The following is a 21,416-nucleotide window of genomic DNA, read 5'->3' as shown; positions in this document are numbered from 1 at the left end:
ACCGCGGACGGTCCAATCTTTTTACTCGGCAGTTAAGCGAGTCAATTCATCTTGCAGCTCAGTCGACTGTTCCCAAATTTCAGGACGGTACTGTTGCAAAAAGCGCGCCAACACGTCCCGAGACGGGGCGTCCATCATGTCAATCAAGATGCGGCCTTTCAGTGACTTGTCCATCTGGTTGACATGGTACGGCAATAGTTTATAGCCTCGTCGCGCTTCAAGGTCGACCGTCATATCGCACGCCGCGACGCCGCCGTAGTAGAACCCGTCCGGCTTCCGACCGACCGTCACCCAGACAATCCAATACGGTTTTCCGTTCGGCACGGCGTCCCGATCGGTCAAAAACTTGATACGTTTTTCAATCGCCGACTTGGCATGCATCGCACCCATGTCGATGACGGCAGTGCCCGCCTCGACGTCGATGATGACCGGCGACATATTGTTCAAACTGAGCGAGCCGACGCCGTAACCACCGTGGCCGTCCGTCGAATCATCAGCGATGATATTGAAGTTGATGTCTTTCATAAGTTGCGTCCCTCCCTCTCTACTTTACACAAAGAAGCGGGAATGTGGCAATGCTGAACTCAATCCCAACAGACGCGGAACATGACGCCCGGTCCGATGAAACGGATGAGCGGACGGTCTTCGGCAATGACGCGGCCGATGACGTTCACACGGTCGTCCATGTCCAAATCGCGCTTCGTCACTTGCATCTCGCCAGCATACCGACCGTAGTTCGTGTTGTCAATTGTAATCGTCCCGAGCGGACGCGGCGCCGCGGCGAGCGGTTCGACGAGGCGGTGACCAGGCCGACCGTAGGCGCGCGACTCGACCGAACGGACGATATCACGGGCCGGGTCCATCCGGTTCGTCTGCACATCACGGAGCATCGGTTCGAGCGGGCATACCGCTTCGGCTCGAAGCAAGACGATTCCGTCGTCATACGCCTTGAACTGCTCACGCGTCTCGTCGGTCACGGCCGGGTCACCGAGTAGAATCCGGTCGACGTGTCGTTCGAGGTCAAGGAAACAGGCGAACGGTGACAACGTGCGATGGTCTTCAAGCGTCGGGAGCCGTTCAAACAGCGGCCCACGAAGCGTCCCGTCTCCCGGGATGAACGCTTGGACGCGGATGCCTTGGCCTTTCAGCCACGCATTCTTTTCATCGAACCACGTCCGCTCAAGCCCTGTCTCTGGTCGCGGATAGAAATTGTGCCACGCTTCGACCCGCCTCAAATCGAGACCGTGGCGCACCATCTCGGCCAGTTCCGTTTCGGACAACGTGCTCGCGTTCAGCGCGACCGTCATCCGCTGCGACAAGTCGGCCACTTGCTTCGGCGTCACGCCATAATCGACGCGAAGTCCGGTCACGCCCCAGTCGAGGAGCGTATGCGCGTCGTCCCACGTCTTCCCGAGTGCTTCGAGCGACGTCGGGGCGATGTCCGCGAACAGTTCCATCTCGAGCGCCTTGGCGATTCGCCCGAGGTGTTCGAGCCGTTCCGTGTAGACGGACGCGTCATCCTCGGGGATATGGAGCGACGTGAATAGCGACGTGAACCCGCTCTGACGCATCTCGGCGAGCCACGTCTCGTATGCAGCCGTCACAGGCTGACTCAAATAAACCGATAGTCCTCTCATCTGCCTTCCTCCTATGCAAAAAGGTGACTCCAAAGAGCCACCTCGATTGTCAAATCCCGTCTGCCATCTCTTCTTTGAAGCCGAAGAGGTACGTGAAGATGAAGCCTGCCGTATATGAGATGACGAGACCTCCAATATACGTCAAGTACATGCCGTTGTCGATGAGCGGCGTGAGCGAGAGCCCTGAGACGCCAATCCCGAGCGCGGCCGTCTTCATCGTCGCCTGGAACGCACCACCGACCGCGGCGCCCATACACGCCGTCAAGAACGGACGCCCGAGCGGGAGCGTGACCCCGTAGAGGAGTGGCTCGCCGATTCCGAGGAATCCGACCGGAATCGCACCTTTGATGATGTTACGGAGACGTTGGTTGCGCGTCTTCACGAAAATCGCAAGCGCGGCCCCGACTTGTCCGGCACCGGCCATCGCGAGGATCGGCAAGAGCGCCGTGTTCCCGACCGTGTTCAGGAGCTCCAAGTGAATCGGCGTCAACCCGTGGTGCAACCCGACCATGACGAGCGGGAGGAAGAAACCGGCGAGGACGGCGCCGGCGAGCGGCCCACCAATCTCAAGCACGGCGTTCAACCCACGCATGATGCCGTCTGACAATACGCCCGCGACCGGCATGATTGCATAAAGCGCCGTGAAACCGACGACGAGGACGGTGAGGAGCGGTGTGAAGATGATATCGACCGCCGTCGGCATGAAGCGACGGACGTTTTTCTCGATGTACGTCATGAGCCATGCGGCAAAGATGACCCCGAACAATCCACCACGTCCGACGACGAGCGGCTCCCCGTAAATCGTAATGTCGGCGAGCATCGGGTTGAAGAGAATCCCCCCGGCGATGGCTCCGAGTACCGGTGTCCCACCGAACTCTTTCGCCGTGTTCCAGCCGACGAGGATGGCGAGATACGCAAAGACCGTGCTACCAAGCAATAAGAGGATTTGCATCCACGTCTCGGTCGGGTCAACGCCGGCGTTTTTAGCGAAGTTCGCCGTCCCGTTAATGATTCCCGAGGCGACAAGTCCCGGGATGAGCGGGATGAAGATATTTCCTAAGCGACGCAAGAAACGCTTGAACGGTGACTTCTGCTTCTCTTTCACTTTTTGACGCTCGATGGCGGCCCGTTCGTCCGGCGTCAAGTTCGCATCGACCGCTTCTTCCCCGATCGCAAGTCCCGTCTCGCGGCTCAAATGGTCGGCGACGCGGTTGACCGTCCCCGGCCCGACGACGATTTGGAGCGTCTCGTCATCGATGACCCCCATGACACCGTCGATTTTTTTCAAACCTTCGATATTCGCTTTCGTCGGATCTTTTAACGCCAAACGCACGCGCGTCATGCAATGTGCGAGCTGACGGATGTTGTCTTTCCCCCCGACATGCTCGAGTATGGCGTGTGCCAACACCTCTTCTTTCTTCATCTCGTGTTCCCCCTTATAACGCGTCGCGGACGAATCCGTTCGCACGCTCTAGTCGCTCGACTGCCTCCGCATACGGGACGTCGGCTAAAATCATGACGATAGCCGTCTTGACGTGGCCGTTCGATGAATCGAAATAACGCGCGGCCGTCTGTTCGTCGACCCCTGTCGCTTCCGCAATCATCCGTTTCGCCCGAATCTCTAACTTCTCATTCGTCGGTTGCACGTCGACCATCAAGTTTTGATACACTTTGCCGATGCCAATCATCGACGCCGTCGAGATCATGTTCAGGACGAGCTTTTGCGCCGTCCCGGCCTTCAGTCGCGTCGATCCGGTCAACACTTCCGGACCCGTCTCGACCTCGATTTTGAACTCGGCGTGTTCACTGATTTTTGAACCTTTGTTGCAAGATAATGCCGCCGTCGTCGCCCCGACTTCACGAGCGTAATCGAGTCCGCCGATGACGTACGGTGTCCGTCCGCTCGCCGCGATGCCGACGACCGTGTCGCGCTCCGTCAAGTGAAGCGCTTTCAAATCGTTAACCGCCAAATCTTTGCTGTCCTCTGCCCCTTCGACCGCCTTGATGAGTGCGCGTTCGCCCCCAGCGATGAGTCCGACGACCATATCCGGTGATACCCCGAACGTCGGCACACATTCGGCCGCATCCAAAATCCCGAGTCGTCCACTCGTGCCGGCGCCGAGATAAATCAAACGTCCGCCTTGTTTGAACGAAGCGATGGCCCGTTCTGCCACTCGGGCGATGACAGGTACCTCTTCCTTGATGACGTGTGGCACAAGCTCGTCTTCCTCGTTCATCACGGTCAATAACGTCTCGACCGACAGCTCGTCTAAGTGCATCGTCCGTTCATTCCGTCGTTCTGTAGCAAGTTTATGTAGCATCGCCACCATCCTTTCTTCTCTATACGTCCATTTTACTAATTTGAAATTTAAAGTCAAATTTATTTAAAAAAATAAGGAAATAAAGTTTCATTACATTTTTTTCTAAATAAAAACCCGACTGTTCACCAGTCGAGTTTACGGACAGATTGTCTTGATGAGTACGTGGTCGCCTCGTGCCGTCACGGACTCTTTCTCGTACACATAGCCTTGACGTTGCCAAAAACGATACGCCCGTTCATTATGTTGCAAGACGCCGAGCCGGAATACCGAGTGAAAAGGAAGCATCTGCTCTTGCTCAAGTTGTTCATAAAGCGATTGTGCGATTCCGTTGCCGTGGTATCGTTCGTCGACGACGAACAGACCGAGCCAGAGCGAGCCGTCGACCGGATGCCGTCTCAACAAGTCGACGACGGCGATCACTTCAGCGTCTGCTTCCACGAGCAAGCTGATCGTCCCGTCCGCCTCGAAGTCCGCAACGTTCTCTTCGCTAAACGCATCGATTGTCTGGCCGCTCAAGGCAGCGAACGTTTGTTGCCGGCGAAGGAACGCCTCGAGACGCGCACGGTCCGCCGCTTTATACGACGCGAGCTTCATCGCCGCAATTTCACCATCTCGTCGCGTGCCTCGGCGTACTTGTCGATGAGCCCTTCTCCTTTTCGGTGGAGCAGACCCATGTAGAGCGTGTCGACGATCGTCAGTTGCGTCATCCGTGAGGCGATGCTCGCGATTCTAAAGTCGCGCTCGACGTTCGGCGTGCAGAGCCGGACATCGGCTTCGCGGTAGAGCGGTGACTTGTCGAGATCGGTGATGGCGACGACAGGGACGTTTTGTTTTTTCGCGAAGCGCACGAGTTCGAGCACGTCTTTCGTCCGTCCTGACGTGCTGATGGCGACGAAGACGTCGGTCGGTCCGAGGTGCGGGATGAGCGATAACATGTAATGAAAGTCTTGCGACGTCTGGGCGGCGTAGCCGAGCTTCGTGAACTTATACTGCGCGTCATAGGCTGCCGTTGACGAACCACCGACGCCGTAGAAGACGACCCGGTTGGCACGGGCGAACGTATCGATTGCGTGCTCGAGCTCGCGCTTGTCCATCGCCTCGGCACACGCTTCGATGGCCATCTTGTTGACATGGATGACTTTTTGAAACGAGTCGTACGGGGTGTCCTTTTGTTGGAGCACATTGAAGTCAGTCAACGTCGTCTCGGTAATCGCCAAGTCTTTCACGAGCGCGAGCTTGAACGCTTTGAAGCTGTCGATGCCGACGACACGCGCGAAGCGGACGATGCTCGCCTCCGACACGTCGGTCTTTTGCGCGAGCTCTTTCGTCGTCATGTTCGGGACGAGTGTCGAGTGCGTCAAAATATAGTCCGCGATTTTCTTCTCGACGGACGTCATCTCGCTCAAGGCGAGTTCGATTTTCTTAAGTAAGGATTCCATCCGGTCATCCCCTTCCTGCTACTGGTGTCTTGTTCTAATGATAGCGGATTCTTTCAATACAAGCCAACCGCAATCAAAAAAGGCCGAGCATCCGCCCGACCCTCGACTCATAGATTGTTCGTGTTGAACGTGTCCCCGCCTTGAATCGTCCCGTTTTGGAACCCTTTTTCGAACCAACGTTTCCGCTGCTCCGACGTCCCGTGCGTGAACGAGTCCGGCGTGACATATCCTCGTGCTTGCTTTTGAAGCGTGTCGTCCCCGATTTGATGGGCCGCGTTCATCGCCTCTTCAAAGTCACCGGCCTCGAGATAGCCCATCCCTTGGGCGTGGTGCGCCCACACCCCGGCGTAATAGTCGGCTTGAAGCTCGAACCGGACCAAGTATTTGTTGAATTCGGCCTCACTCATCTCATTTCGGAGCGGCATAATCTCGTTCGTCGTCCCGAGAAGCGTCTGGACGTGATGGCCGACCTCGTGGGCGACGACGTAGGCCATCGCGAAGTCGCCTGGCGCGTTGAAGCGCTGGCTCAGCTCGTCATAGAAACTCAAATCGATGTACAGTTTCTGGTCGCCCGGACAGTAAAACGGTCCGACGGCGGAACCGGCGATGCCGCATGCGGATTCGACTTGTCCGGTGAAGAGGACGAGCGTCGGTTCTCGATACGTGAGTCCGTTCTCGGCGAAGATGTCGGTCCATACTTCCTCCGTGTCTCGTAACACGACCGAGACAAAATCGGCCATTTCTTCTTCCCGGGCCGATCCTTGATACGTTTCAGCTGATTGTGGTTCATTCAATCCGATGTTGTTGACGATGTCGGCCGGGTTGCCGCCGTTCAACAGCGTAAACACGATGACCAAGATGAGACCGAAACCACCACCGATGCCGGCGATGCCTTTCCCGCCGACCCGTTGTCCGCGTCGGTCCTCCACGTTCCGGCTCGCCTGTCTACCCTTCCATTTCATATATCGTTTCCTCCTACGTCGAGTCTGTCTTGTTCCTTACCCCGTTTCTATACGTTTCGCACCTGATTTTTCACGATTTCCCACCGTCTCTAGCGTTTATGTGGAGGGCAAGTAGGATACAGACTAAGAGACACAAATTTTAAGGAGGAATGATTATGGGATTAGCGAGTGATTTGAAACGTTTACGTGATGTCGAATGCAAGGACAAGTGCGTCTTGTCCGTTTATTTGAATACAGGACCGAACCAACAAGGCGACTGGAATATTCATCTGAAGAACGGCTTGAAACGCATCGGCGAATACTTAGAGGCGTCCGGGGATGCGACGCAACTGAAGAGCTTCAAAAAGTTGCGCAAACAAGTCGAAGACGAGCTTGGCAAACACCGGAACGATCTCACCCGCAGCCTCGTCATCTTCGCCTCAGAACAAAATAACCTATTCGAGTCATACTACTTACAGCATGACGTCGAGACGGCGTTCCATTGGGAGACGAAACCGGTGCTCGAACCGCTCGAGGCGTTGCATACTAAGTATCCGTCGACGGGCGTCATCTTGACGAACCTCGATCACGTGACTGTCCTCGACACGTCGCTTGGCCATGTCGATGCCGCCTTCTCGTTCGCATTCGATCCCGAGACGGAAGAATGGGTCCGCTTCGAGGGAACGGCGTCAGGTGACCGGATGGCTTCGAGTAGCTCGCAAGTCGATAAGTTCGATCGTCGTCTCGCCGAGAACTTGAACCGCTTTTACCGGGACCTTGCCCAAACGGTCGAACAGATGAAAGGCGCGCACGACTGGGAAGGGCTCGTCGTCATCGGCGAGGCCGAACTGGCCAACTCGTTCCGAGACGAGCTCCGGACGAAACCCGAACGTGTCGTGCATAAGAATTTGTCGAAGTCGAGTGAATCGCACATCGTCGAAGCGGCATTCCATTGATTTTTACTTTCCTCGCGCGCCTCGATTCTCTAAAATAAAAGCGTACGAGAAAAAGGAGGAATCGATATGCCATACGTGACCGTGAAAATGTTACCGGGACGCTCGCTCGAGCAAAAACGCGCCTTGATCGAGAAAGTGACGGACGCCGTCTCCGAGACGACGAACGCACCGAAAGAGAACATCACTGTCTTCATCGAAGAGATGGATGCGACGCATTACGGCCAAGCCGGTGTCATGCACGCGGACAAGAAGTAATACGCGCACCCGATTGGCACTGAAAAACTTCAAATGCTTTTGAATCGAGGAGCGTCATCCCTACCGGGACGACGCTCCTCTGTTTTCCTTGCTTCAGCCGCCCTGCCCTGTCCGGCATTGTACACGCGCGACGACTTGATGTATTTCAGTCTTCCAAGTTCACTTCGAACCGCTCACTCGACACGGTCGGTTTAATCAAATGCCGTGTCGCCCGCCAGACGTGATAGCCGATCCGGTCGAGCCAAAGAAGCGCCTGCACTTTTCGAATCGACGACTCCATCTCGAGTTGATTTGTCGCAGCTTCTTCGAGCAACTCCGCTCGATGCGCTTTCCGGTACTCGGCGAGTTGTTTCGAAGCGCGCTTCCATCGGCTCGACTCCTCAGGCGGCGTGTGATGATTCAGCCCGTCGACGAGTTCGAGTTCATGCAAGACGAGCTGACGGGCGACCAAGAAATCGGTGTCCCGTAACACATCATCCGGCTCGACTTCCCGCATGACGAAAAGCCAACGTTCGAGGTGGTCAATCGTATGAAGGAGCGACAGATGCTGCCCGTAATCGTTTCGTCCTTTCGATTCATCAAGTTGAATCGTGCTCAAGAATACGCGGACGTCTCCGAGCGTCTTTTCGACGAGTTGCAGTTCATCTTCGCGTTTTCGTCCTTCCTCGAGCAACAAGCGCGTCTCGTTGCCAAGATACCGTTCAATCTCAATCAAGGACCGTCTCGCCGCCTCGAGGGCGACGGCCGGGATACGCGACATGTTCGGGTCGAGGAACCGGGTCAGCTTTTCAGCCCGACTTGGAATCCACGTCAACAAGCGCCGGCTGAACGGCTCGTGGAACGGCAAAAACGTCAACACCCCGAGCAAGTGAAACGACGTATGGAACAAGGCGAGCCGCAATAGTTCATTCCAATTCAGCCGGTCGGCCACCTCGTTGACGACTCCGAACAAGAGCGGAAACGTCAGCCAACCGATGACTAAAATCGACCCATGAATGAGGACGTGGGCGAGCACGATCCGTCTCGCCGACTTCCAGCCCCCGATCGAGCCGATGGCGACGACAAGGCTCGTCCCGGCGCTTTGCCCGAGGACGAGCAGACAAGCTTGCGTCAGTGATACCGTATCGGTCGCGAGCGCCGTCATCGTCAAGACGAGGCCAATCGTCGACGATTGCAAAACTGCTGTCATCAAGAGCCCGGTTCCGAGTAAAGCCAACTGGTGCAGAGGCGTGTCCGCGTTCCACTCGTTGAGCGAGAACGTGACGACGTCGCGCATCGACTCTTGGAGCGTGCCGATCCCGACAAAAATGAGCCCGATGCCGACAAACAACATCCCGATTCGCCGTAACCGGCGATTGATAAAGCGTAACGCCATGCCGACCCCGATGAGCGGTAAGAACAGTTGGCGGATATCCAGGTTGTAACCGAGGAGCGCCACGATCCACCCGGTCGTCGCACTGCCCGCGTTCGCCCCAATGACGAGTGTCAGTGCCTGCACGAACGTCAACAAGCCGGCGCTGACAAAACCGATCGTCATGAGCGTCGTCACGGTCGAGGATTGAAACAACGTCGTCAGCGTCGCCCCGAGCACGGCACCCGCGACCGGCCCTTCCGCGAACTGATTGAGCCGGCGCCGGAGCCGCTCCCCAGCGAGGCTTTTCAGCGTATCCGTCAAGAGCATCATGCCGAGCAGGAAAATCCCAATCCCTCCGATTAATGTCGCGATCCCCATCGTGTCACTTCCTTTTCAGGTGTCAGTCCCCCCGTAACGTTGACAGCATCCACGATTTTTCTGAAGCATGGTCTTTCAAATTGAGGAGCACGTCCTCCGGGTAGTAAATCTTCTCGTCCGACTGGCGTGAATTCAAAATCGATTGGACGAGCATCGACACTTCCGAGATTTCGCGGCGCTCCCCATCGTTCATCTGTAGAAGAATCCCTTCGTAGTTGCCGTGGCCTTTATATAAATCGTAGGGCAATTGGCTCAATTGGTCTTCGAGCAAGTAATAACGCGTCGGCAGGCCAATCGTCTCCATCGTCTGTCTAAGACGGTCCATATAGCGGACCCGGCTCGCTTCCGGGAAGTTCTTATACTTCAATAGGCGACGGTTAACGAATCGGCGCGCGAGATCCGCCAAAATCGGGTCCGCCTCTTCCATCCACTCTTGGAAATAGAAGTAGACGACCGTCTCGTCGAGCTTCAAGTAATGGGCGAGCGTCATGTCTTCGCGGTTGAAGATGGGAAGGAAGTGGCGCGGCTCCATGTTGAACGTGTAGCCTGACTCGTACAGTTCTTGCGCCCGCTCGAGGACAGCTTTCAAGAGCAGGTCGCTCGAGCGCGTCGCCGGGTGCAAATAGACCTGCCAATACATCTGATAGCGGCGCATGATATAGTCTTCAATCGTATGCATGCCCGACTGTTTGACGACGACTTGATCTTCATCCGGACGAAGGACGCGAAGCATCCGTTCCAAGTCGAACTTGCCGTAACTGACGCCGGCGAAATGGGCGTCGCGGAGAAGATAGTCCATCCGGTCGACGTCGAGCTGTGAACTGAGCATATTGACGAGCAGCCGGTTCGGATGCGTCTTGTTGATGATGGCCGCGACTTCTTCCGGGAAGCCGATTCCCATCTCCGAAAGCACTTTGTTCACTTCCGTATCGCCTAAGATGATGCGCTCGGTCCACACTTCGTGGCGCACCGAGAAGACGTGTTCGAACGCATGCGAGAACGGCCCGTGACCGACGTCGTGCAGGAGCGCCGCCGCGAGCAACAGCTCCCGATTGCGGTCGTCCCACTCCGGATACTCATGGAACTGGTCGATGAGTTGGCGTGCGATCTCATAGACGCCGAGCGAATGGTGGAAGCGCGTATGTTCGGCCCCGTGGAACGTCAAAAATGACGTCCCAAGCTGTTTGATGCGACGCAACCGTTGAAACTCTTTCGTGTTAATCAACTCCCAGATGAGATGATCGTAGACGTAAATATAGCGATGAACCGGGTCTTTGAACACTTTCGACCCGGACAATTGACCTCGTGACGTGTACATGACGTTGCCCCCTACGTTTCAATAATATGTATTTCGCCTTTCAGCGCGTCGTTCCCTCCATGCTATAATGAACAGGAAACTATCTTTTGAAAAGGAATTAATGTATATGATCCATCCACTTTTACGCCAACCGGCCTATCGCCTCATCGACCAATCGTCGCTCGGTCCGATGTTCCAAGCCGAGCAGTCGTTCGCGACCGACGACACGCTATGCGCCTCGACGAAAGTCCAAGGTGCGGTGCTCCGCGCCTGGGTCCATTTGAACACGGTCGTGCTTGGGATTCAAGACGCGCGCCTTCCCCACTTGAAAGACGGAATCCGTCTGCTCCATGAGCGCGGGTATCGCCCCGTCGTCCGAAATTCAGGAGGACTTGCCGTCGTGCTTGACGAAGATGTATTGAACTTATCTCTTATTTTACCCGAGAATGACGGAATTCAAATCGACAGCGGCTACGAGGCGATGACGTCACTCATCCAACAGATGTTCCGTGACGTGACCGACGCCATCGTCGCCGGCGAGATCGTCGGGTCGTACTGTCCCGGTAGCTTCGATTTGTCGATTGAAAGCAAGAAGTTCGCCGGCATCTCGCAGCGCCGCGTCCGCGGTGGCGTCGCCGTTCAAATTTATTTGAGCGTCCGTAAAAGCGGGAGCGAACGCGCCGCCCTCATCCGCGACTTTTATGACGCCGCGATTCAAGGTGAACCGACACGACACACGTATCCGGCCATCATTCCTGAGACGATGGCCTCGCTCGAGGAGTTGCTCGGGATTCCACTCACCGTCCAAGACGTGTTAAAACGGGCGTACGACGTGCTCGGAAGCGTCAGCGAGCTAAAGTCAGGGACGCTCGACGCAGCCGAACAAGAGATGCTCGCCGCGCAACTCGACCGGATGTGGAAACGAAATGAACCGATTCGCGACATCGAACACCAATTAACAGAGGAGTGAACGCATGTTTAAAATCATCACGGACACCGGCGCCGATTTGACTCAAGATCAAATCGTTGAATACGGGTTAGAACTATTACCGCTCGGTGTCATCATCGACAATGAAGAATTTCTAGACGGCGAGACGATTCAACCGAAAGACGTGTACGCCGCGATGCGTGCCGGCAAGACGCCGAAGACGTTTCAAATCGAGGTCGCACGTCTCGAGCATTGTTTCCGGCAATTGCTCGAATCAGAAGTCCCGTTCCTCTATCTCGCCTTTTCGGGCGAGCTGTCGGGCACGTATCAGACGGCCGTCATGGTCGGGAATGCGTTAAAAGAAGAATACCCGGATAGCACGTTCCATATTCTTGATACTCGTGCTGCCTCGGTCGGACAGGGCTTGTTCGTCAGAACCGTCGCCGAGTATGGTCAAGAGCATACATATGAAGAGACCGTCGCCTATGCCGTGTCGCTCGTCGGAAAGATTCGCCATTTGTTCACGGTCGAATCGCTCGAATATTTGATGCGCGGCGGGCGCGTCTCGAAAGCGAGCGCATTCATCGGTGACTTGCTCACCATCCTCCCGCTCCTCACGGTCGAGGACGGGAAACTCGTCCCGATCGAGAAGATTCGCGGCCATAAGAAAGTGTTGCGTCGCATCACGGAATGGATGACCGAATCGAAACCGATTATCGAAGGCGGGGACGTCTTTATCGGCCACGGGGACGACCCTGAAAAGGCGGACCAGTTCGAATCGATGCTTCGTGAACACGTCACGCCGCGTCACGTGACGAAGACGATCGTCGGCTCGGCCATCGGAGCGCACACCGGTCCCGGCCTCCTCGTCGTCGCGTATTTCGAGGCGTAATCGATGGACGACCGAAAACAGCGAGCACCCATCTGGGCGCTCGCTGTCTTTTTATTTATTCCAGTTCGTAAAACCATCACCGAATTCGAGGTGGAGCTCGTTTTGGAACGTCCCGTTCTCGAACTTCGGTACGTCGACCGGAAGCTTACCGCCTGGTTTCACTTCACCGAAGATGGCACGGATGCCAGCCGGGAGGTTCGGCCCAGCCGACTTCAAGTTCCCTGCCTCTGAGTCCGGTCCGTTCGGGTCCCCTTTGAAACCGTAAATGAGGAGCTGGGCCGGTGCGTCCGGTTGAACGGCGACGTCATACGGGTTCCGGAGGCTGAGGAGCACCGACTTCTTCCCGGTCTCGTTCGCGTAACGGAACACTTCCGCCGGCACGTAGTTGTCCGCCGCATTCGGTCCGAGCTTCGCGCTGTTGTTCACGTTCGAGCCGACGATGATATAGTCCGCCGCCTCGACTTTTTGTTTCAGGCTCGGATTGTTCGCTAGGCGCGGTGTCGATGCCGTATAGTTCGCCGTCGTGACGACCACGTCTTTCATGTTGCCCCCATTTTTCTCAAGCGACTTGATCGCCTTCACCATGCTGTCCGTCTGGTCTTTCGCCGGTGAGATCACGAGGACCGTGTCCCCTTTTTTCGGCTTGAACGGGAGCGTCTTGTCATCATTTTTCACGAGCGTGACAGCCGCTTCGGCGATCTCACGTTCTTTCGCTTTATGTTCGGCACTTCCGACGACCGCGTTCGCCTCGGCGAGCTTCGCCTCGAGCGTCGTCGTATCGACCGACTCTTCCCAAATACCGCGTTCAGCCTTGAGCGTCAAAATCCGCTCGACGGCCGCATCGATTTTCGCTTCATCGAGCCGTCCGCTCTCGACCGCGGCTTTCACTTCATCAAAGATACGTTCCAATTTCACGACGTCCGCGTTCGTCCGTAAGATTGTCGGCATGAGCGCGATATCGACGCCCGCCTCGAACGTCTTGATAACGGCTTCGGCCTCTGTGAAGTTGTCCGAAATGGCCTGCATGTTCAAGGCGTCCGTGATGACGATGCCGTCATAGCCCATCTCTTCACGTAAGACGCCTGTGATGACATCGTCCGAGAGCGTCGCCGGGAGCGGGAACGTGCCGCGCGCCGATTCGACGACCTCATCCTCGATCTGCGGCATCCCGATGTGTGCCGTCATGATCATGTCGATGCCTTCGGTGATCGCCCGCTTGAACGGGAGCAACTCGAGACCGCGCAAGTCCTCGAGCGACTTATCGACAATCGGGAGGCCATAGTGTGAATCGACGGCCGTATCCCCATGTCCCGGGAAGTGTTTCGCCGTCGCGGCGACCCCTTGGTCTTGGATGCCTTGCGTCATCGCCGAACCGAGCTCACCGACGAGTTCCGGGTCGCTCGAGAACGAACGGACGCCGATGACCGGGTTGGCCGGATTGTTGTTGACGTCTAGGACCGGTCCGAAGTTGACGTTCACCCCGAGCGCGTTCAACTCTGAACCGATGATGTTCCCCGCATCATACGAGTACTGGCTGTTTCGCGTCGCGCCGAGCGCCATGTTGCCCGGCAGGTTCGTGCCGGTCCCGAGCCGCGTCACGATGCCGCCTTCTTGATCGATCGTGATGAAGAGCGGGATGTCGTTGCTCTCATCTTGTTTGACGACTTCTTGCAGGTCGTGGACGAGTTTCGTCGTCTGTTCGGTCTCGGTCACGTTCTCCGCGAACAAGATGACGCCCCCAAGGTCGAACCGGTCGATGACCCGGGCCACGTCCGGTGCGAGTGCCGTATGGTTCGCCCCGTTCCATAATCGGAAGTCTGGCATGATCATTTGACCGAGTTTCTGTTCGAGCGTCATGGCGTCAAGTTTGCTCGTCACCCGCTGCTCGACCGAGAGCGGTGGTGCCTCCTCCGCCACGACCGCGTTCGCCATCGGGACCGATGAGACGAAGAGTGCCGTCGTCAGCCCGAGTGTCGCCGTCCAGTTCAATGCTTTGTTCATGTTCCCCACTCCTTTTTGAAAGTTTATCCCCGACCCCCAAACGAAAAGGCATGGAGGAAGAAGCGTTGCCTCATCAACGCTCGTTCACCCCATGCCTGATCGTATCAGTTACATATGGTCCTTATTCAGGTGGTCAACGTCAGTATAGCAACTTCAAAAAAGGGAAACAACACTTCACATGAAAGCGTAACCAATTTGAAATAAACAACCTGTTTTGTAACAACCTTCCTCTGTATTGGCAAAACCAATAATTTCGGTGGTTCGAATCTTCCGTATTTTTTGGTAAACTCATTTCGTTAGGGGTTAACTTAAAAAAGGGGGAAATCATCTTGGCACGAGGGGAACTGAAACGAAAGCCGGAATGGTTGAAAATCAAACTGAACACGAACGAGACATACACCGGCCTGAAAAACATGATGCGCGAGAAAAACCTACATACCGTCTGCGAGGAAGCGAAATGTCCGAACATCCATGAGTGTTGGGCCGTCCGCCGCACGGCGACATTCATGATTCTCGGAAGCATCTGTACGCGCGCCTGCCGCTTCTGTGCGGTCACGACCGGCAAACCGAACGAGCTCGACTGGGAAGAACCGAAACGCGTCGCCGAATCGGTCCGCCTTATGAACTTGAAGCACGTTGTCATCACCGCTGTCGCGCGCGACGATTTGAGCGATTACGGGGCGACGGTGTTCGCCGAGACGGTCCGGGCCGTCCGCGCGATGAATCCGGAGACGTCGATTGAAGTACTGCCGTCCGATATGATGGGCGACTTCTCGGCGCTCCAGACGTTGATCGATGCCGGTCCCGATATCATGAACCACAACTTGGAGACGGTCCGTCGTCTGACGCCGAGAGTCCGGGCGAAAGCGACGTACGACCGCACGCTCGAGTTTTTGAAGCGTTCAAAAGAGCTGAATCCGGACATCCCTACGAAGTCGTCGATCATGGTCGGGCTCGGTGAAACGAAAGATGAGTTGATTCAAGCGATGGATGACCTCCGGGCTCACCACGTCGATATTTTAACGCTCGGCCAATACTTGCAACCGACGAAGAAACACTTAGACGTCGAGCGTTACTACCATCCGGACGAGTTCGCCGAGTTGAAAGAGATCGCGTTGATGAAAGGCTTCTCACACTGTGAGGCCGGCCCGCTCGTCCGCTCGTCGTATCATGCCGACGAACAAGTCCACAAGGCGCGTCGCCACACGATGCTCCCAATCGATTAAGAGAAAGAAGAGACGTTTATGAATGGAACGACGTGGCATTTGATCACGACCGAAGGCCGCTCACCGGCCGAAAATATGGCCATCGATGAAGCCGTCGCGACGTTCGTCGCGCGAGGCGAATTAAAACCGACGCTCCGCTTCTACTCATGGGCCCCGCACGCCATCAGCGTCGGCCGCTTTCAACGGGCGACGCGTGACCTTGACCGGGACACATTGATGAAAAACCAGATTCCGGTCGTCCGGCGCTTGACCGGAGGCCGCGCCGTGCTCCATGCGGATGAACTGACGTATAGCGTCATTTTGCCGGAGACGATGCCGTCCCTCCCGACGAACGTCATCGAAAGCTATCGCTTGTTGACCGAAGGCGTAAGACGCGGATATCGCGCACTCAACGTCCCGGCCGAGTTCTCTGTCCCGCTGACAGAAGCCGACCGTGAAGCACTTCGGAAACCGAAGTCGGCCGTCTGCTTCGACGCCGCCTCGTATTATGAGCTTGCCGTCGACGGGAAGAAGATCGCCGGCAGCGCTCAAGTACGCCATCAAGGCGCCGTCTTGCAGCACGGGTCGATTCCCTTGTCGATGGACGATGACGTCTTGTTCGACTGCTTCAACCTCGAGACAGACGAGAAAGTAGAAGCGAAAGCACGATTCGGAGATAAGGCCGTCTCGCTCAACGAGACGCTCGGGCGCGACGTGTCGTTCGATGAGGTCGCTGCCGCGTTCACGGACGGGTTCCGTGACGCGTTCGACTTGACGTTCGAACCGCTCGTCTTCACCGAGTCGCAACAAGAAGAAATCCGTCAGCTCGTCTTGAAGTACGAGAGTGACGAATGGATATGGAAACGCTAAAAAACGAGTCTCGCGACTCGTTTTTCTTATTGTTGTGTATAGATGGACACCGATCCCCCGTTGACGAAGAACTGGCCCCAGCCATCGGCGTTGATTGTGACGAGGCGGCTGTTGTTGCCTGTCATGTCTTTCCACACTTCGCCGGCGTTTTGACGACCGACGTACATCCATTTCGAGCCGCCCGGTCCGTCCGATAGAATCGTCGCGAGACCCGACTTGGCACGGTCCGCCACACCTTCGCGCGTCCAGCCGATGACGTCGTGATGGTCGATATAGTCGTGTTGCGTGCCGTAGGCGAAGTCTTTCCGCGCCTTCATGATCGGCTGCAGCGACGCCGACATGTTCGGGATTTCCCGGTTCGTCGTCCCTTTCGTCCCGTAATAATCGCCATAGAAGAGTGTCGGGTAGCCTTGGCCGCGCGTCATGATCGTCGCGTAGGCGAGCGGTTTGAACCAGTTGGCGACCGTCGATTCGAGCGATTGCCCCGGCTGCGAGTCATGGTTGTCGACGATTGTCACGGCGAGCGTCGGATGTTGCTCGACGACCGTCCCTTTCAAGATGTTGCGCATGTCATAGAACCCGCCGCCGTTCCCGGCCGCTTGGAAGTTATAATGGAGCGGCACATCGAAGACGGAATGCGTGTACCCGGTCTTCGCCAAGTAGTCGTTGATGGCGCCGAGGTCGTTCTTCCAATACTCGGCGACCGTGAACATCTCTTTGCCGGTCGTCTGCCTTACGCTCGTCACCCACTCCCGTAAATACGAATGGCTAATGTGCTTGACTGCATCCAAGCGGAAGCCGTCGAGTCCGAGCGAGTCGGCGTACCACTTGCCCCAGTTCTTCATCTCTTGCCTCACTTCCGGATGGTCGAAGTCGACGTCGGCGTACATGAGGTAGTCGTAGTTGCCGTTCTCGTTCGAGACGTCCGTGTCCCACGCCTTGCCCGTGCTCTTGAACTTGTAGATTCGGCTCAAGTTTCGCGACTGGTCCCAATCGGTGCCGTCAAAGTGATACCAGCGCCATTTGAACGGCGAGTATGTATTGTTGCGCCCGGCGAAGTTGAAGCCGGTCCACGCCGAGATGGCGTACTCGCCCGACGTCTCTTGATTGCGGTTCGACGGGTTGACCTCGATCGCTTGGACGGTCTCCGTATAGTCGGCACCACCTTTATGGTTCATGACGACGTCACCGTAGACACCGATGCCTTTGCCGCGCAAGCTCGTAATGGCCGACTGGAGCTGGGCTCTCGTCCCGTACTTCGTCCGGGTCGTCCCTTTTTGATTGAACTCACCGAGGTCATATAAGTCGTACGCGCCGTAGCCGACATCGTTCTGCGACGTCCCTTTATACGCCGGCGGGATCCAAACCGTCGTCACCCCGATGTCTTTCAAATGCTGTGAATCGTTCGATAGCCGGTTCCAATGTAGCCCATCGTTCGGGACGTACCATTCGAAGTACTGCATCATCGTGCCGTTCTGCGGGGTCGCCGCTTGCGCGACCGGTTGCCCAGCCAGCAGTGCAATCGCTGTGACTCCTGCCGTCAAAGCAACCCCTTTCCGTCGTTTACCCATCCCTTTTCCTCCTCAAAAGATTAATGCAAGCGCTTTCATTAATCATCATGCCCGATTTCACTTTCGTTGAATAGAGGGTTTCGCTAAAACGGTGCTTCGCGCCTAACTATTTTTTTCGTGAATAGTTCAGTCGACCAAAACAAAAACGGATGGCTTGTGCCATCCGCCTAGTCAGCTGTCATGTTCCATCCGTTTTCGCTTCACTAGGAAACCGAGGTACGGGAGTCCGGTGAAGATGAGCCCGATCGTGATGAGCAGATGGACCACGAAGAGCGCCGTCGCCATCACGCTCGACCAATCGACTTGCATCAACAGGAGCAAGCCGAGCCACACGACGAGAAACGTGAGCGCTGCCCGCCCCATCTGGCGCTCTTCCGTCACGTACTTCGCGATCATCGTCTCCCGGTCTGAATAGATCGGCCGCGCTCCAGGACGGCCTTTGAAGATGTGAATCTCGTCCCCGGTCGATGTCACGTGCTCCCACCCGCTCGATGCGAACATCTCGAAATACTCTTCGTCCGGACGCGTACGGTAATCGAGGCTGTACTGGACGTCTGCCGGTTCGCCTTCGACCAATGAATAACCGAGTGGTGCGAACTTTTCTAAGTGCCATCCCTGAGCTGCCATCTGTTCGAGCTTTCGCATCTCACGTTCTTCGGCAAACGCGAGCCCCCAGCTCGACATGTACTTCCGTTTCATACGTGCCCCTCCCCTTCTAAGATGAATCGTGCGTCCTCGACAATCGCTTGGCGTCGTCTCACATCATCGCAGAGCAAATCGCGCCCCGCATCTGTGATCAAGTAACTCTTTTTCTTCCCGTCTCCGTCAAGCGGGTGGATGAGTCCTGCAGCGACGAGCTTCTTGATAATCGTATACATCGAAGCCGGTCCGATTTGCATCCGTCCTGCCGTCAATTCCTCGACGAACTGCATAATCAAGTAGCCATGTCTCGGCTCGGTCAAGGCGAGCAGGATGTAAAACGTGCTGTCGGTCAACTCGCCGAGCTCGATCGTGTCATTCCGTGGCATATGACCACCTCCTATATCATTCAACGATATACTTCTTACGTTTACTATATATCGTTAAATGATATACGTCAATGAATGATATAAAAAAACCACGGACGAATTCGTCCGTGACGTTGTCAACTCGTTACATAATCCAGGTCGTGCAAAATGTATGCCAAGAAGAAAATCATACTCGGGTTCTCATAGCGCATCTGCACTTTCCGCAGCTGTTCCCGATAGATGACCTCATACTCGGCCCCGTTCATCTTCCGCTCCATGTTCATCTTGATGAGGGCGTCGAGCTTGTCCATCATGTCGACGAGCTTCCCTTCATACGTGTCATCTTTCGAGTCGGCCATGTAGCGTCGGAACGCCGGCTGCATATAGTCCGGGAGGAGCGATAAGAGCGCCTCGCTCTCGGCCCGTTCATACGCCTCGAACGCCTGTCCGGTCTCCGTCGTCGCGTGCTTCACCGGACCGAGCACGTCCCCGGTCACCCCTTCAACGAGGTCATGACAAAGCAAGCGCGCGACGAGTTCCGCCACATCGACGTCGACGCCGTACTTCTTCTGCTCCATCAACCCGCTGAACATGCCTAGCGCCGCCGCCCGGAAGCCGTGAATCGCGTCGTTGTCGTCAATCGTGTTGAAGCGACCCTTCCAACGCCTCACGCTGTCCATGCGCATGACGTTCTCGATGAACGTCGCCACTTCCGTCTCTTGTTCGACTTGATCGTATAGCCAGCGGACGGAAGCGAGCGGGTGCTCCCGGAGCGCCGCTTTCATCTCCTCGAGCTTCGCGACGAAGTGCGGCGACCCGTGCGCGACCTCGCGACGGACGAACAACATCGCATCGAACGAGTCGATGCCGTCGACGATCCGTCCCTCGAACGAGTCGTCCTCCGCCTCGACGAGGAAGCGGTAGAAGTCAGGTCGGAGCGACTGCGATAATAAGTCGACGAGACCGAGGCTCGCCGTCCGCTCCATCCGCTCGATATGTTCTTTTAGCGTCGGCTCTTTTTTCGTCCGGTGCATGATCGGACCCGTCTGGACCTCATTCATATCGTGAAAGAGCGCCTTACCTAACACATCGAGCAAGTTGACGGGACGTCCTTTTTGTTCTTCATAATAAGCCGCGATCAAACTGAAGACCGCGACGCGAAAACTATGGCTCGCCGCATTGTCGTGATAGTGCGGCGCATATTCGTCCCACCGTTGGACGTTTTGCATGCGTGTCATCTTGCGGATGAACGTTCCGTTATGCATCAAACCCCTCCTTGTTTATTCAATCGTTCCCACGTGTCGTCGTGACAGACGACGTAGAGTGTATCGCTCGCCTCGAGCTTTGTGTCGAGCACGGTCGCATAATCGAGCCGGTCGTTGACGGCCATGAGCGTGACGCCCTGGCCGAGCAACGCCTCGGCCGCCGCCCGAATCGTCGTCCATTCCGGGCGCGGTGCGAGTGCCTGGATGTTGCCACCCGACTGCTTGCTCAAAAGTTGCCGAAAAATCGACGTCGTCCCCGGTTGGAGCGTCGCCTTCGCCATGAGGAGCGACACCGAGTCGTTCGCCAAGATGAAGTCGTCGATGCGGACGTGTTTAAACTTTGAGATGTTCCGCTCTTCACACACCTCGACGACCGTATGCAAATCGACGCCTTGTGCTTGCGACAGCGCCTCGACGGCCGAAGCGATGAGGAGCGACTTCCCGTCGGCGAGCAACGACTCGGCGATCCGGGCGTCCGCGAAGATGGCGACGCGGCGCGCACGGAGAATGTTCGCCTGCAGGAGCACCGTCTCGTCCGAGGCATCTCCATGCACGTAATGGACGCGGTCATGATCATACGGTTCTTCTTTTAATTGGTCAATCAAGACGATGTCCGCGTTCGGCTCGTAGCCGAGCACTTCGTCAATCGCCTTCTTCGTCTTCGGTGACCACCCGATATAGAGGTAATGGCCTTCTCCTCGATACATGAGTTTCCCCTCCCGTTTTAACCGTTGAAACGTCGCACCGACTTCAACGAGTTTACCAATCAACGCCCCGATAATCCCGATCCCAAACAGGAACAAGAAAATCCCGAGCCAACGCCCCGCGACCGAGGACGGGAAAAAGTCCCCATATCCGACCGTCGTCAGCGTCGTCATCGTCCACCAAAACGAGTCGAACAGGGACGGGAACGTCTCCGGCTCCACCCAGTGTCCGACGAGCGTGCCCGTCAAAATGATGACGAGCGAGGCGAGTACGATGTTTAAAAAAGATAGCTTGGACAACCCGCGCCAGACGCGAAAAAAGATATGCACTGAAATCACTCGCTTTCTCGGATATACTAGTAACAACTCAATTGGTTTACGAAACCCGTCTCGAC

Annotated in this window: 21 protein-coding genes; 6 read left to right on the top strand and 15 right to left on the bottom strand. The window is 56.2% G+C overall.

Annotation, left to right across the window (positions count from 1 at the left end; translation table 11 throughout):
- Positions 1-21: 21 nt before the first annotated feature.
- The 7 genes from KB235_RS03590 to ypfJ all read right to left on the bottom strand — a co-directional run bounded on the left by KB235_RS03590 (position 22) and on the right by ypfJ (position 6,359).
- Positions 22-525 carry a YwhD family protein gene (locus KB235_RS03590; protein ID WP_034817620.1) on the bottom strand — a complete coding sequence of 168 codons (504 nt, stop codon included), beginning with the start codon at positions 523-525 and terminating at the stop codon, positions 22-24.
- A gap of 59 nt (positions 526-584) precedes the next feature.
- Positions 585-1,637 (bottom strand): DUF871 domain-containing protein, encoded by a 1,053-nt coding sequence (locus KB235_RS03585; protein WP_034817618.1) that lies wholly within the window; start codon positions 1,635-1,637, stop codon positions 585-587.
- 49 nt (positions 1,638-1,686) lie between these two features.
- Positions 1,687-3,060, bottom strand: a complete 1,374-nt coding sequence (locus KB235_RS03580) for a PTS transporter subunit EIIC (protein WP_034804239.1) — start codon at positions 3,058-3,060, stop codon at positions 1,687-1,689.
- 13 nt (positions 3,061-3,073) lie between these two features.
- A complete protein-coding gene (gene murQ / locus KB235_RS03575) occupies positions 3,074-3,967 on the bottom strand; it encodes an N-acetylmuramic acid 6-phosphate etherase (protein ID WP_211780416.1) in 894 nt (297 codons plus the stop codon).
- A 126-nt stretch (positions 3,968-4,093) separates the two neighbouring features.
- Positions 4,094-4,552 carry a GNAT family N-acetyltransferase gene (locus KB235_RS03570; protein WP_211780415.1) on the bottom strand — a complete coding sequence of 153 codons (459 nt, stop codon included), beginning with the start codon at positions 4,550-4,552 and terminating at the stop codon, positions 4,094-4,096.
- Entirely contained in the window at positions 4,549-5,397 is an 849-nt protein-coding gene (locus KB235_RS03565) for a MurR/RpiR family transcriptional regulator (protein ID WP_034804245.1), read from the bottom strand. The genes KB235_RS03570 and KB235_RS03565 overlap by 4 nt, the downstream gene beginning before the upstream one ends.
- Before the next feature lie 107 nt (positions 5,398-5,504).
- Entirely contained in the window at positions 5,505-6,359 is an 855-nt protein-coding gene (ypfJ, locus tag KB235_RS03560) for a KPN_02809 family neutral zinc metallopeptidase (protein ID WP_211780414.1), read from the bottom strand.
- 155 nt (positions 6,360-6,514) lie between these two features.
- Between ypfJ and KB235_RS03555 the strand changes: the two genes are divergently transcribed.
- A complete protein-coding gene (locus KB235_RS03555) occupies positions 6,515-7,294 on the top strand; it encodes a VLRF1 family aeRF1-type release factor (RefSeq protein ID WP_034817615.1) in 780 nt (259 codons plus the stop codon).
- Positions 7,295-7,360: 66 nt separating this feature from the next.
- Positions 7,361-7,549 (top strand): 2-hydroxymuconate tautomerase, encoded by a 189-nt coding sequence (locus tag KB235_RS03550; protein WP_034804254.1) that lies wholly within the window; start codon positions 7,361-7,363, stop codon positions 7,547-7,549.
- Between the two features lie 145 nt (positions 7,550-7,694).
- Here KB235_RS03550 and KB235_RS03545 read toward each other — a convergent pair whose 3' ends face one another.
- The gene (locus tag KB235_RS03545) at positions 7,695-9,281 is read right to left on the bottom strand and encodes a Na/Pi cotransporter family protein (RefSeq protein WP_211780413.1); all 1,587 of its coding nucleotides are present in this window, start codon (positions 9,279-9,281) and stop codon (positions 7,695-7,697) included.
- A 22-nt stretch (positions 9,282-9,303) separates the two neighbouring features.
- The gene (locus tag KB235_RS03540; protein ID WP_211780412.1) at positions 9,304-10,599 is read right to left on the bottom strand and encodes an HD domain-containing protein; all 1,296 of its coding nucleotides are present in this window, start codon (positions 10,597-10,599) and stop codon (positions 9,304-9,306) included.
- 106 nt (positions 10,600-10,705) lie between these two features.
- Here KB235_RS03540 and KB235_RS03535 point away from each other — a divergent pair, with 106 nt between their 5' ends.
- Both KB235_RS03535 and KB235_RS03530 read left to right on the top strand, forming a co-directional pair.
- Complete coding sequence (locus KB235_RS03535) at positions 10,706-11,548, top strand: lipoate--protein ligase family protein (protein WP_211780411.1); 843 nt, start codon at positions 10,706-10,708, stop codon at positions 11,546-11,548.
- Positions 11,549-11,552: 4 nt separating this feature from the next.
- Positions 11,553-12,398, top strand: coding sequence for a DegV family protein (locus KB235_RS03530; protein WP_211780410.1), 846 nt, complete (start codon positions 11,553-11,555; stop codon positions 12,396-12,398).
- Between the two features lie 51 nt (positions 12,399-12,449).
- Here KB235_RS03530 and KB235_RS03525 read toward each other — a convergent pair whose 3' ends face one another.
- On the bottom strand, positions 12,450-14,399 hold the full coding sequence (locus tag KB235_RS03525) for a glycoside hydrolase family 3 protein (protein WP_211780409.1): 1,950 nt from the start codon (positions 14,397-14,399) through the stop codon (positions 12,450-12,452).
- A 326-nt stretch (positions 14,400-14,725) separates the two neighbouring features.
- On the opposite strand from KB235_RS03525, the gene lipA reads away from it, so the two are divergent.
- Together lipA and KB235_RS03515 are read left to right on the top strand one after the other, a co-directional pair.
- Positions 14,726-15,625, top strand: a complete 900-nt coding sequence (gene lipA / locus KB235_RS03520; protein ID WP_260577607.1) for a lipoyl synthase — start codon at positions 14,726-14,728, stop codon at positions 15,623-15,625.
- A gap of 18 nt (positions 15,626-15,643) precedes the next feature.
- A complete protein-coding gene (locus tag KB235_RS03515) occupies positions 15,644-16,474 on the top strand; it encodes a lipoate--protein ligase family protein (protein ID WP_211780408.1) in 831 nt (276 codons plus the stop codon).
- Between the two features lie 26 nt (positions 16,475-16,500).
- On the opposite strand, the gene amyS is transcribed toward KB235_RS03515, so the two are convergent.
- From amyS to KB235_RS03490, 5 genes are all read right to left on the bottom strand, one after another.
- Complete coding sequence (gene amyS, locus KB235_RS03510; RefSeq protein WP_034817598.1) at positions 16,501-18,045, bottom strand: alpha-amylase; 1,545 nt, start codon at positions 18,043-18,045, stop codon at positions 16,501-16,503.
- A 171-nt stretch (positions 18,046-18,216) separates the two neighbouring features.
- Positions 18,217-18,744 carry a DUF2812 domain-containing protein gene (locus KB235_RS03505; RefSeq protein WP_211780407.1) on the bottom strand — a complete coding sequence of 176 codons (528 nt, stop codon included), beginning with the start codon at positions 18,742-18,744 and terminating at the stop codon, positions 18,217-18,219.
- Positions 18,741-19,073: a PadR family transcriptional regulator gene (locus tag KB235_RS03500; RefSeq protein ID WP_034817594.1), complete on the bottom strand. Its 333-nt coding sequence runs from the start codon at positions 19,071-19,073 to the stop codon at positions 18,741-18,743. The genes KB235_RS03505 and KB235_RS03500 overlap by 4 nt, the downstream gene beginning before the upstream one ends.
- A 116-nt stretch (positions 19,074-19,189) precedes the next feature.
- Positions 19,190-20,317 (bottom strand): YfbR-like 5'-deoxynucleotidase, encoded by a 1,128-nt coding sequence (locus KB235_RS03495; RefSeq protein WP_211780406.1) that lies wholly within the window; start codon positions 20,315-20,317, stop codon positions 19,190-19,192.
- On the bottom strand, positions 20,317-21,351 hold the full coding sequence (locus KB235_RS03490; protein ID WP_246514314.1) for an ion channel: 1,035 nt from the start codon (positions 21,349-21,351) through the stop codon (positions 20,317-20,319). The genes KB235_RS03495 and KB235_RS03490 overlap by 1 nt, the downstream gene beginning before the upstream one ends.
- Positions 21,352-21,416 lie beyond the last annotated feature (65 nt).

The sequence above is a fragment of the Exiguobacterium alkaliphilum genome, from assembly GCF_018138125.1.
In the GTDB taxonomy this organism is placed as follows: Bacteria; Bacillota; Bacilli; order Exiguobacteriales; family Exiguobacteriaceae; genus Exiguobacterium; species Exiguobacterium alkaliphilum.
The sequence above is the reverse complement of the archived record's forward strand: the minus strand, read 5'-3'. Positions and strand labels throughout refer to the sequence as shown.

Excerpts from the sequence above, each read along its gene's own strand:
- KB235_RS03555 (WP_034817615.1), top strand. The coding sequence starts at position 6,515 with ATGGGATTAGCGAGTGATTTGAAACGTTTACGTGATGTCGAATGCAAG.
- KB235_RS03535 (WP_211780411.1), top strand. The coding sequence starts at position 10,706 with ATGATCCATCCACTTTTACGCCAACCGGCCTATCGCCTCATCGACCAA.
- KB235_RS03500 (WP_034817594.1), bottom strand. The coding sequence starts at position 19,073 with ATGCCACGGAATGACACGATCGAGCTCGGCGAGTTGACCGACAGCACG.
- murQ (WP_211780416.1), bottom strand. The coding sequence starts at position 3,967 with ATGGTGGCGATGCTACATAAACTTGCTACAGAACGACGGAATGAACGG.
- KB235_RS03495 (WP_211780406.1), bottom strand. The coding sequence starts at position 20,317 with ATGCATAACGGAACGTTCATCCGCAAGATGACACGCATGCAAAACGTC.
- KB235_RS03565 (WP_034804245.1), bottom strand. The coding sequence starts at position 5,397 with ATGGAATCCTTACTTAAGAAAATCGAACTCGCCTTGAGCGAGATGACG.
- KB235_RS03550 (WP_034804254.1), top strand. The coding sequence starts at position 7,361 with ATGCCATACGTGACCGTGAAAATGTTACCGGGACGCTCGCTCGAGCAA.
- ypfJ (WP_211780414.1), bottom strand. The coding sequence starts at position 6,359 with ATGAAATGGAAGGGTAGACAGGCGAGCCGGAACGTGGAGGACCGACGC.
- KB235_RS03545 (WP_211780413.1), bottom strand. The coding sequence starts at position 9,281 with ATGGGGATCGCGACATTAATCGGAGGGATTGGGATTTTCCTGCTCGGC.
- KB235_RS03505 (WP_211780407.1), bottom strand. The coding sequence starts at position 18,744 with ATGAAACGGAAGTACATGTCGAGCTGGGGGCTCGCGTTTGCCGAAGAA.
- KB235_RS03525 (WP_211780409.1), bottom strand. The coding sequence starts at position 14,399 with ATGAACAAAGCATTGAACTGGACGGCGACACTCGGGCTGACGACGGCA.
- KB235_RS03585 (WP_034817618.1), bottom strand. The coding sequence starts at position 1,637 with ATGAGAGGACTATCGGTTTATTTGAGTCAGCCTGTGACGGCTGCATAC.
- KB235_RS03590 (WP_034817620.1), bottom strand. The coding sequence starts at position 525 with ATGAAAGACATCAACTTCAATATCATCGCTGATGATTCGACGGACGGC.
- KB235_RS03540 (WP_211780412.1), bottom strand. The coding sequence starts at position 10,599 with ATGTACACGTCACGAGGTCAATTGTCCGGGTCGAAAGTGTTCAAAGAC.
- KB235_RS03570 (WP_211780415.1), bottom strand. The coding sequence starts at position 4,552 with ATGAAGCTCGCGTCGTATAAAGCGGCGGACCGTGCGCGTCTCGAGGCG.
- KB235_RS03530 (WP_211780410.1), top strand. The coding sequence starts at position 11,553 with ATGTTTAAAATCATCACGGACACCGGCGCCGATTTGACTCAAGATCAA.
- KB235_RS03515 (WP_211780408.1), top strand. The coding sequence starts at position 15,644 with ATGAATGGAACGACGTGGCATTTGATCACGACCGAAGGCCGCTCACCG.
- KB235_RS03580 (WP_034804239.1), bottom strand. The coding sequence starts at position 3,060 with ATGAAGAAAGAAGAGGTGTTGGCACACGCCATACTCGAGCATGTCGGG.
- amyS (WP_034817598.1), bottom strand. The coding sequence starts at position 18,045 with ATGGGTAAACGACGGAAAGGGGTTGCTTTGACGGCAGGAGTCACAGCG.